Origin of the sequence: Zavarzinia aquatilis (genome assembly GCF_003173035.1) — a bacterium.
Lineage (GTDB): Bacteria > Pseudomonadota > Alphaproteobacteria > Zavarziniales > Zavarziniaceae > Zavarzinia > Zavarzinia aquatilis.
Genome location: NZ_QGLE01000007.1, coordinates 241,639 through 249,960, shown reverse-complemented (window position 1 = coordinate 249,960; position 8,322 = coordinate 241,639). Strand labels below are relative to the sequence as shown.

Sequence of the window (8,322 nt, the reverse complement as noted above, 5' to 3'; positions counted from 1 at the left end):
CTCTCCCACGGTTGCAGCCAGAGGGCAGACGAGTGCCGGCCGCCTGTGATGGGACCGGCGGCCGCCGGTCCCATCACAACGTCAGTCTCGTCTACAACCAACGCCCTTTCCAGATACAAGGGCGGGGGGTGAGGGCGGGGGGTGAGGTGGGCAAAGCCTACGATTTCGGCGCCGCCAGCAGCTTGTCGATGGCGCCGGACAGGCCCGTGGGGCCGGTGAAGGCGGAATAGCTGTCGACGATCTGGCCGTCCTGCCCGATCAGATATTTGTGGAAATTCCAGCTCGGCACCTGGTCTTCGCCGAAACTGGTCGCCGCCCATTTGTAGAAGGGGTGGGCGTCCTTGCCGATGACATGGGTCTTGCCCGCCATCGGGAAGTCGACGCCATAGGTCAGCTCGCAGAATTCCTTGATCTCGGCATTGGAGCCCGGCTCCTGATCGAAATCGTCGGACGGCACGCCGATGACGATGACGCCCTTGTCCTTATAGGCATCCCACAGTTTCACCATGCCCTTGTACTGGTCGGTGAAACCGCAGAAGGACGCGGTATTGACCACGACCAGCACCTTGCCCTTGTAGGCGGCGAGGGGCAGTTCGCCGCCCTCCAGCTTCTCGAAACTGAAGTCATAGGCGCTTTCGGCCAAAGCGGGCGCGGCGCCGAGGCAGAGGGCGAAGGCAAGGGCAAGGGACTTCATGGGGACAGCTCCGCAGGACATATCCCCATGGTGCGGCATCGGGCCGGCGGGGCCAAGCATGGCCGTCCCACCCGCTGGTTATCCGTGGTCGTGGCCGCAGGGCTGGAAGGTCGCGGCCTCGTCCAGAGCCGTCTCGCCGACCTTGCGATAGAAGCAGGTGCGGGCACCGGTGTGGCAGGCGGCGCCGGTCTGGTCGACGATCGCCAGCAGCGTGTCGCCGTCGCAATCGACGCGGAGTTCGTGCAGCACCTGGACATGGCCCGAGGTATCGCCCTTGCGCCAGAGCGACTGACGCGAGCGCGACCAATAGGTTACCCGCCCGGTCTTCAGGGTCTCGATCAGCGAGTCCCGGTTCATCCAGGCCATCATCAGGACCTCGCCGCCCTCGCGGGCCTGGGCGATGGCGGGGACGAGGCCGTTGCCATCGAATTTCACCGCCGACAACAGGGCCTCGATCGCGGCATCCGTGGGCATAGACACTCTCCGCTGTTACAATATCACGCCGCCTTGTAGCATCCCGGGGCGGTGCGGGTATAGTGGCAGGCGATGATGCACGATCACGATCACGACCATTGCGTCGCCGAAGCCCTGACCCGGGCCGAGGCGATCTGCGCCGACCGCGGCGCCCGCCTGACCGAGTTGCGCCGCCAGGTCTTCGAGCTGGTGCTGGGCAGCCACCGCCCGGTCGGCGCCTATGACCTCGTCGCCCGTCTGGGCGAGAGCGGCGGCAAGCCGGTGGCGCCCCAGACCGTCTACCGCGCCCTCGATTTCCTGATCGAACAGGGCCTCGTCCACCGCATCGCCTCGCTCAACGCCTTCGTCGGCTGCAGCCACCCGCAGGTCGCCCACGCCGGTCAGTTCATGATCTGCAACCGTTGTCAGGAAGTCGCCGAACTCGGCGACCCGACCGCCGTCGCCGGCCTGATCGACCGCGCCGCCGCCCAAGGCTTCACCGTGCAATCGGTCGCGGTCGAGTTGACGGGGGTGTGCGCGGCGTGCCGGGGGCGGGCGGCGTAGGATTGAATCCTATCGGGTCCTGATGCATCCTGTCGGTGTCGGAGGCCGCTCATGCGCAGCACGCAGCAATATAGCATCACCTTGCCGCTCGATATGGCCGAGGCGGTCGAGCGGAAAGTCAGCAACGGCGGCTATGCTTCGGTCAGCGAAGTCCTCCGCGAGGGGGTGCGCGCCTTGCTGGAGCGCGATGCCGCCCTGGAAAAATGGCTGCGCGAGGATGTCGCGCAGGCGGTCGCGGACTATCGGGCCAATCCCGAGGATGTCATTCCCGTCGGCGATGTCATGAAGCGTATTCGTGCCCGGGCGGCTTCCCGCAAGGAAGAGTCCGGTAAGGCATGACCCTGCGCGTCGTTTTCACGCCGCGCGCCGAGCAACAGCTCGACACCCTCTATACCTACATCGCCACCGCTGCGGGCGAACAACGGGCCGAGAGTTTCGCCGGTCGCATCGTCGCCCATTGCCAAGGTTTCGGAGACTTGCCGCAACGCGGCACGCGCCGGGACGATATAGCGCCGGGCCTGCGCATCGTGGGTTTCCGCCGCCGAGTCACCATCGCTTTCCTGGTCGAGCCCGAGGTCGTGGTGATCGTCGGTATTTTCTATGGCGGACAGGATCACGAAAGCGTATTGCGCGCCGAAGCCGAGGGAGAGGGAGGCGAGTTTCCGGGCGTGTGAACCCCATTCACGCGGTCCATCCTCGCCCCATGGATCGGCCTATTTTGTAAAATCAAGAACGATGACATCGCCATTCTGAAGATCGACACGCACGCGATAGCCGCTCCATGTATTGGCGGTGGGATTTTGGCCGTCCCACCTAAGGCTTACGAAGCAGTCCTGCACATTCGTTGCAGTCGGTAAGGCTCGCCACACAAGATGGTGCCGTTCGCGTCGACCCGCATGAGGTTGCCGCCGTCTTTCACCTCTTCCGCCATCCAGTCGTAGAGCATGATGCTCCCCGCGCCGTTGGCCAGATCAATGCAGTCGAGTATCTGCACCGAGATCAACACCTTGTAATTTCGGATAATTTCGGCGGATAATTTCGGGGACGCTATATCAAATTTCCGCCTTCTCCTACCCACTTGATCAAGCCGGAATATATCCTGCGTGGCACACTAATTTTACGGGCGGACAGAACCGCGGGGCCGGCTTCGAGCACATTGCTCGCGGAGCAGATAGACCCTGGCCAAGGGCCGCCGCGCGACGGGCCGGTAGCTGCCCGATCGTGCCTGGCTTGTTGAGGCCAGATATGAGTGCTATTTAAGGTGCTCTTGCGGAGGCTTGAAATGGCTCACCTGATCCTCGCGGCCACGACGGCCAGCGTCTCTGAACTGAAGAAGAACCCCATGGGCACCGTCGCCGCTGGGGAAGGTTTTCCGGTCGCGATCCTGAACCGCAATGAACCGGCCTTCTATTGCGTGCCCGCCAAGACCTATGAGGCGATGCTCGACCGGCTTGAAGATCTGGAACTGAATGCCATCGCCGATGCGCGGGAGGGCCAGACCGTCCATAAGGTCACCCTGGATGACCTATGAGCTTGCCTTTCTGGACGATGCGCTGAAGGAGTGGCGCAAGCTCGACAACGTCACCCGGGAACAGTTCAAGGCCAAGCTTGCCGAGCGCTTGCAGAACCCGAAAATCCCCTCGGCGCGGCTGCATGGCGCCAGGGAGCGCTACAAGATCAAGCTGCGCAACGCCGGCTACCGCCTTGTCTATGAGGTCAGGGATCGGGAGGTGATGGTGCTCGTCGTCGCGGTCGGCAAACGCGAGCGCAACGAAGTCTATAGGATCGCCGAACGCCGCTAGCACCGTCACGACAATGTCACGAACCGCTCTTGCTTCATTGGCCCTCACCCTGTATCGACAATGATTGTCCCGATATGGGGGCAATGATCTGTGGCGGGGGCGGACATGCCGGATCGGGGGCCGCGGGGGGACAGGCCGCGCCTGCGCGAGATCTTTCGCGCGTTTCTCTTCGTTGGGGCGGCCAGTTTCGGCGGCGGGGTCGTCGCTTACCAGAAAATCCTGCTGACCGAGAAGAAGCCCTGGTTCAGCGTCGACGAGTTCAAGGCGATGCTGGCGATCAGCCAGACCATGCCCGGGCTGAACGCCGTCAATATCGCCGTGCTGGCGGGGGACAGGTTGCGCGGCGCGGTCGGCGCCCTTGTCGCCGCGACCGCCCTCCTGCTGCCGGGCTGCCTCTTCGTCGTGGGCATCGGCCTTCTCTATCTCAATGACCCCGGCAGCGCGGCGGCGACCTGGTTCCTCGTCGGCGTCGCCGCCGCGGCGACGGGGTTGCTCGCCTCGGTCACCTATCGTCTGGCCGAGGGCCGGCTGCTGCGGCTGAACTACGCCGCCATCGCGGTTCTGACCTTCGCCCTGATGAGTTTCTCCGGCCTCTCCTTGCCCGAGGTGCTGCTGATCGTGGCGCCAATCGCGATCTTCCTGAACCGGCCCGGCCGGGCGGGCGAAACCGATGCTGATTAAGCTCGCCGGCACCTTCATTCTCCTCTCCGTCCTCGCGGTCGGGGGCGGCACGGCGGTGCTGCACGAGATGCAGGAGGTTCTGCTGGCGGAGTTCGGCATCGGCCCCGATGTCTTCGTGAAGACCTATGGCATCGGCCAGCTGGCGCCCGGTCCCAACATGACCATGGTCACGCTGCTGGGCATCCAGATCGCCGGGGCTATCGGCGCCGTCGTCGCCGGCCTCGCCTTCTTCGTGCCGTCGAGCGTGCTGTGCCTTTGCGTTGGCCGTATCTGGAGCCGGATCGGCGAGACACCCTGGCGGCGCGCGGTGCAGAACGGTTTCGAGCCGATCTCGATCGGTCTCATGGGCTCCGGCGTCTATGCCGTCGGCAAGACGGCGTTGCTCGGGCCGATCACCGTCGCGCTGGCCATCCTGTCCTTCGGGCTGATCATGCGGGGCAGGGCGAACCCCATGCTGGTCATCCTCGGCCTTGGCAGCCTCGGTGGATTACTGGCCTATCTGCTGCCCTTGTGGCGGTGACGGTTTCCGATCGCGGGAGAGATATCATGCGCCCCCTCTCGTCCACCGCCGAAGGCGGCTTCTCGATCGCCGAAGCCTTCACCCTGCTCAGCCTCGTGTTCCCCAAGGCCAAGGGTTCCCTCGCGCGCTGGTCGGATGTCGATTTCGCGCTGGCGGGGGCGCATCTCATGGACCTGTCGTTCCGGAACAGGATCGACAGCGACGTCGAGACCATCTTCGCGGTTGAGGGCGTGACCGAGGGGGCGGGGGCGATGCCGCTGGCGCTCGCGGTCCTTTACCGGCTCGGCGGCAAGGCTTCGCCGGTCGTCGTGCTGAACGAAGTGGTTTGCCGCGTCGGCGACCTGCGGGCGGAAACGCTGGCCTCGCTCGAGAGGAAGGGGGCCTTGAGGCGCCGGACCCGGCCCATCTTCTGGGCCTTCACCCAGTCGAAGATCGCCGATCCCGCGCAGGCGGAGATCGACGGGATGCGGGAGGTGCTGGCGTCGCTGATCGAGACCGGTGAATTGCCCGATCCCGAACAGGCGGCCTTGATCTCGCTCCTCCACGCCTGTGGCATGATCGGCGCCGTCTTCGGCGGGGCGGAGCCGGGCAAATGGCTGTCCCGGCACAGCGACAGGGTGGAGGCGATCCGCCGGATGGACACGGTCGGTCGCGGCGTCGCCGATGCCCTCGTCACCATGAGGCAGCGGCTGGCGACCTATCTTCTCGCGTCGGGCGAAGGGGCAAAGCCGGCCGCCCGCGGCAAGAAATCCGCTCCGGCCCCGGCCTATGCGCGCTCCCGGACGACCTGGGAATGGCGTGCCTTCTGGCCGGCGGAGGATGCCGTCGAAATCCCGCTCAGTTTCGGCCGGGTGACGGACAGACTGGATCGGCCGGAGGAAGAAAACCTCGACATCTATCTGTTTGTCCACGGCAAGCGGGACAACATCAAGTTCCGGGGCGAGGGGTTGAAGGTGAAGCCGATCGTCGAAGCCTTCGACGAATTCAGCGCCTTCGCCCCGAGCGAGAAAGTCTCCTTCCCGACCAAGGCCTCCGTCCTTTCGGCCATCTTTCCGCGCTTCAACGAAGTCGAGGCCCGCCTCGGCAGCCGGGACGAGCTGCTGGCCGCCCTGTCCGCCACCGGCTACCGGCCGAGCGTGATCGAGGTCGCCAAGGTCCGGCGGGAATACCCTGGTGTCTTCGGTGTTCATGTCGAACTGGCCTGCATCCGGATCGGGCCAAGGATGTTCCATTCCATCAGCCTTGAAAGCCGCTATCTGACGGCGCTTCGCGTGCTGGCCCGGGGCATTCCCATCGGCCATGGCTTCGTCGGCGGTTATGGCGAATTCCTGGAGCAGATCGCGCTCCGGAACGCTCACGCTTCCTCCTAGTCCAGCCGGGGTATGTCCCGGCCGGCCTTGCCCGGCACTCTCCCCCTCGGGTGGATGCGCCCGAGGGGAGGCAGGTTTTGAGCACATCGCTGGCGGGGCGGACGGCCCTGGTGACCGGGGGCAGTGGCGGTATCGGGGCGGCGACGGCGGGGCGCTTGCTGCGCGATGGCGCCGCCGTCGTCCTGATGGCGCGGCGGGAGGCGGAGTTGACCGCCGCGCGGGCGCGTCTGCTGGAGGCGTACCCGGGCGCGGTCGTCGCCGTTTCGGCCGGGGACGCGCTGGTGCCGGGCGATGTCGCCCGGGCGGTCGGGGTGGCGCATGAGCTTCAGGGCCGGCTCGATTTCGTCATCGCCACCGTGGGCGGCAGCATGGGGCACCGGCCCCTCGTCATGCATGACGTCGACAGTTTCCGGGCGGTGATCGACCGGAATCTGACCACGGCCTTCATCGCCCTTCGCGAAGGCGTGCCGCGTATGGCGGAAGGGGGCGGGGTGGTCTTCGTCTCGTCCGTCTGCGGCGAGGTGCCGTCGACCTTTCTCGGGCCTTATTGCGCGGCCAAGGGCGGGCTGGAATCGCTGGTCACCGTCGCCGCCAAGGAATGCGCGCGGCTGAAGATCAGGGTGAACGCCGTCCGTCCCGGCATGACGCGGGCGGCGGGCGTCACCTCGATGTTCGGCGAGACCATCATGCGCGAGCGGGCAAAGGAATTGATCCCGCTGGGCGGGCCGGGCGATCCGGCGGCGGTCGCCGAGGCGATCCGTTTCCTCGCCGGGGCGGACTGGCTGACCGGGCAGAGCATCGCGGTCGATGGCGGCTCGGAGCTCGCCTTCAACCGCGTGTGCGACAATGCCGATGCCGACTTGTTCGGCAAGGCCTGGCCCGCGCCCTGGTCGGACGCGGTCTGAGCCGTCAGGCCGCCGCCATGCGCTCGAAGCCGGCGGCGAGGTCGTCGATCAGGTCGGCGATATCCTCGAGCCCGGCATGGAAGCGGAGCAGGGGGCCGTCGGTCCGCCAGCGTGTGGCACTGCGGATGCTTTCGGGGTGCTGGGGCACGCACAGGCTCTCGAAACCGCCCCAGGACCAGCCCATGCCGAAGAATTCGAGCCCGTCGAGGAAGGCGGCGAGCTTCGCCCGGGGAATGGGGTGCAGCACCGCGCCGAACAGCCCGCTCGCCCCGGAGAAATCGCGTTTCCACAGGGCATGGCCCGGATCGTCGGGCAGGCCCGGGTGCAGCACGCGGGCGACTTCCGGCCGGGCCTGCAGCCAGCTTGCGAGGGCAAGGCCCGTCTCCTGATGGCGGGCGAGGCGGACCGACAGGGTGCGCAGGCCGCGCTGGGTCAGATACATGTCGTCCGGCCCGGTCCAGATCCCCATGTCGCCATGGGCCTTGACGATGGCGGGCAGGGCCTCGGCATTGGCGCTGATCGTGCCGATGAGGACGTCGGAATGGCCGACGATATATTTCGTCGCCGCCTGCACCGAGACATCGACACCGAGGCGGATCGGCTTGAAGAAATGGGGCGAGGCCCAGGTATTGTCGATCACGGTCCAGATGCGGTGATCCGCCGCCTTGGCGGCGGCGATAATGGCGGGCACGTCCTGCACTTCGAAGGTGAGGGAGCCCGGGCTTTCCAGGAAGATGACGGCGGTGTTCGGCCGGATCAGCGCGTCGATGCCGGCGCCGACCAGCGGATCGTAATAGGTCGTCTCGATGCCCAGTTTCGCCAGCATTCCGTTGCAGAAATTCCGGCTGGGGCCATAGCAGGTATCGACCATCAGCAGGTGATCGCCGGCCTTGAGCAGACCGAGCAGCGCGACCGAAACCGCCGACAGACCGGACGGGGTGAGCACGCAGCCCGCGCCGCCCTCGAGCGCGGCGACCGCGTCCGAGAGGACGAAACTGGTCGGCGTGCCGCGCCGGCCATAGGTGACGCGGTGCGGATCATCCGAGGGCTTCTGCGCGGCTTCCAGCGCGTCGAGGGTCGGGAACAGGATGGTCGAGGCATGATAGACCGGCGGATTGACCGCGCCCTTCTGGTCTTCCGGATGACGGCCGGCGTGAACGATCTCGGTGTCGGGGCGGTGCTGGCGGCTCAAGACAGGCTCCTTTTGGACTAAAGTATAGATAGCGCATGTGATCGCGCCTGTCGCCACGCCCAAAGATGAGGCGATGGCGGGAAAGCTTTGTTTGCGGCGCACAAAAAGTAGCCTTTGCGGCTTGGCAAGCCGCTGGAAAGG

Annotated in this window: 13 protein-coding genes; 9 read left to right on the top strand and 4 right to left on the bottom strand. The window is 66.0% G+C overall.

Annotated features, from left to right (window positions below; genetic code table 11):
• Window positions 1–157: 157 nt before the first annotated feature.
• The gene (locus tag DKG74_RS13835; protein WP_109906747.1) at window positions 158–694 is read right to left on the bottom strand and encodes a glutathione peroxidase; all 537 of its coding nucleotides are present in this window, start codon (window positions 692–694) and stop codon (window positions 158–160) included.
• Between the two features lie 78 nt (window positions 695–772).
• Complete coding sequence (hisI, locus tag DKG74_RS13830; RefSeq protein WP_109906746.1) at window positions 773–1,168, bottom strand: phosphoribosyl-AMP cyclohydrolase; 396 nt, start codon at window positions 1,166–1,168, stop codon at window positions 773–775.
• Window positions 1,169–1,240: 72 nt separating this feature from the next.
• Here hisI and DKG74_RS13825 point away from each other — a divergent pair, with 72 nt between their 5' ends.
• Genes DKG74_RS13825 through DKG74_RS13815 form a run of 3 tightly spaced genes read left to right on the top strand, consistent with a single transcriptional unit; the run spans window position 1,241 to window position 2,385 of the window.
• The gene (locus tag DKG74_RS13825) at window positions 1,241–1,711 is read left to right on the top strand and encodes a Fur family transcriptional regulator (RefSeq protein ID WP_109906745.1); all 471 of its coding nucleotides are present in this window, start codon (window positions 1,241–1,243) and stop codon (window positions 1,709–1,711) included.
• A gap of 51 nt (window positions 1,712–1,762) precedes the next feature.
• The gene (locus DKG74_RS13820) at window positions 1,763–2,050 is read left to right on the top strand and encodes a ribbon-helix-helix domain-containing protein (RefSeq protein WP_109906744.1); all 288 of its coding nucleotides are present in this window, start codon (window positions 1,763–1,765) and stop codon (window positions 2,048–2,050) included.
• Complete coding sequence (locus DKG74_RS13815; protein ID WP_109906743.1) at window positions 2,047–2,385, top strand: type II toxin-antitoxin system RelE/ParE family toxin; 339 nt, start codon at window positions 2,047–2,049, stop codon at window positions 2,383–2,385. Before DKG74_RS13820 ends, DKG74_RS13815 begins: the two co-directional genes overlap by 4 nt.
• A 146-nt stretch (window positions 2,386–2,531) precedes the next feature.
• Here the strand turns inward: DKG74_RS13815 and DKG74_RS22070 are convergent, their stop codons facing one another.
• Window positions 2,532–2,717: a hypothetical protein gene (locus DKG74_RS22070; protein ID WP_207779352.1), complete on the bottom strand. Its 186-nt coding sequence runs from the start codon at window positions 2,715–2,717 to the stop codon at window positions 2,532–2,534.
• Window positions 2,718–2,993: 276 nt separating this feature from the next.
• Here DKG74_RS22070 and DKG74_RS13805 point away from each other — a divergent pair, with 276 nt between their 5' ends.
• The 6 genes from DKG74_RS13805 to DKG74_RS13780 all read left to right on the top strand — a co-directional run bounded on the left by DKG74_RS13805 (window position 2,994) and on the right by DKG74_RS13780 (window position 6,989).
• The gene (locus tag DKG74_RS13805) at window positions 2,994–3,242 is read left to right on the top strand and encodes a type II toxin-antitoxin system Phd/YefM family antitoxin (protein WP_109906742.1); all 249 of its coding nucleotides are present in this window, start codon (window positions 2,994–2,996) and stop codon (window positions 3,240–3,242) included.
• Window positions 3,232–3,513: a type II toxin-antitoxin system RelE family toxin gene (locus DKG74_RS13800; RefSeq protein WP_109906741.1), complete on the top strand. Its 282-nt coding sequence runs from the start codon at window positions 3,232–3,234 to the stop codon at window positions 3,511–3,513. Before DKG74_RS13805 ends, DKG74_RS13800 begins: the two co-directional genes overlap by 11 nt.
• A 105-nt stretch (window positions 3,514–3,618) precedes the next feature.
• Window positions 3,619–4,194: a chromate transporter gene (locus tag DKG74_RS13795; RefSeq protein ID WP_109906740.1), complete on the top strand. Its 576-nt coding sequence runs from the start codon at window positions 3,619–3,621 to the stop codon at window positions 4,192–4,194.
• Window positions 4,184–4,714: a chromate transporter gene (locus DKG74_RS13790; RefSeq protein ID WP_109906739.1), complete on the top strand. Its 531-nt coding sequence runs from the start codon at window positions 4,184–4,186 to the stop codon at window positions 4,712–4,714. The genes DKG74_RS13795 and DKG74_RS13790 overlap by 11 nt, the downstream gene beginning before the upstream one ends.
• A 26-nt stretch (window positions 4,715–4,740) precedes the next feature.
• Complete coding sequence (locus tag DKG74_RS13785) at window positions 4,741–6,084, top strand: GOLPH3/VPS74 family protein (RefSeq protein ID WP_109906738.1); 1,344 nt, start codon at window positions 4,741–4,743, stop codon at window positions 6,082–6,084.
• Window positions 6,085–6,161: 77 nt separating this feature from the next.
• The gene (locus DKG74_RS13780; RefSeq protein ID WP_109906737.1) at window positions 6,162–6,989 is read left to right on the top strand and encodes an SDR family NAD(P)-dependent oxidoreductase; all 828 of its coding nucleotides are present in this window, start codon (window positions 6,162–6,164) and stop codon (window positions 6,987–6,989) included.
• A gap of 4 nt (window positions 6,990–6,993) precedes the next feature.
• Here DKG74_RS13780 and metC read toward each other — a convergent pair whose 3' ends face one another.
• Window positions 6,994–8,181 (bottom strand): cystathionine beta-lyase, encoded by a 1,188-nt coding sequence (gene metC, locus DKG74_RS13775; RefSeq protein ID WP_109906736.1) that lies wholly within the window; start codon window positions 8,179–8,181, stop codon window positions 6,994–6,996.
• Between the last annotated feature and the right edge of the window lie 141 nt (window positions 8,182–8,322).

Bases quoted from the DNA above. Each gene is read 5' to 3' on its own strand.
- DKG74_RS13835 (WP_109906747.1), bottom strand. From the start codon at position 694: ATGAAGTCCCTTGCCCTTGCCTTCGCCCTCTGCCTCGGCGCCGCGCCC.
- hisI (WP_109906746.1), bottom strand. From the start codon at position 1,168: ATGCCCACGGATGCCGCGATCGAGGCCCTGTTGTCGGCGGTGAAATTC.
- DKG74_RS13825 (WP_109906745.1), top strand. From the start codon at position 1,241: ATGATGCACGATCACGATCACGACCATTGCGTCGCCGAAGCCCTGACC.
- DKG74_RS13820 (WP_109906744.1), top strand. From the start codon at position 1,763: ATGCGCAGCACGCAGCAATATAGCATCACCTTGCCGCTCGATATGGCC.
- DKG74_RS13815 (WP_109906743.1), top strand. From the start codon at position 2,047: ATGACCCTGCGCGTCGTTTTCACGCCGCGCGCCGAGCAACAGCTCGAC.
- DKG74_RS13805 (WP_109906742.1), top strand. From the start codon at position 2,994: ATGGCTCACCTGATCCTCGCGGCCACGACGGCCAGCGTCTCTGAACTG.
- DKG74_RS13800 (WP_109906741.1), top strand. From the start codon at position 3,232: ATGACCTATGAGCTTGCCTTTCTGGACGATGCGCTGAAGGAGTGGCGC.
- DKG74_RS13795 (WP_109906740.1), top strand. From the start codon at position 3,619: ATGCCGGATCGGGGGCCGCGGGGGGACAGGCCGCGCCTGCGCGAGATC.
- DKG74_RS13790 (WP_109906739.1), top strand. From the start codon at position 4,184: ATGCTGATTAAGCTCGCCGGCACCTTCATTCTCCTCTCCGTCCTCGCG.
- DKG74_RS13785 (WP_109906738.1), top strand. From the start codon at position 4,741: ATGCGCCCCCTCTCGTCCACCGCCGAAGGCGGCTTCTCGATCGCCGAA.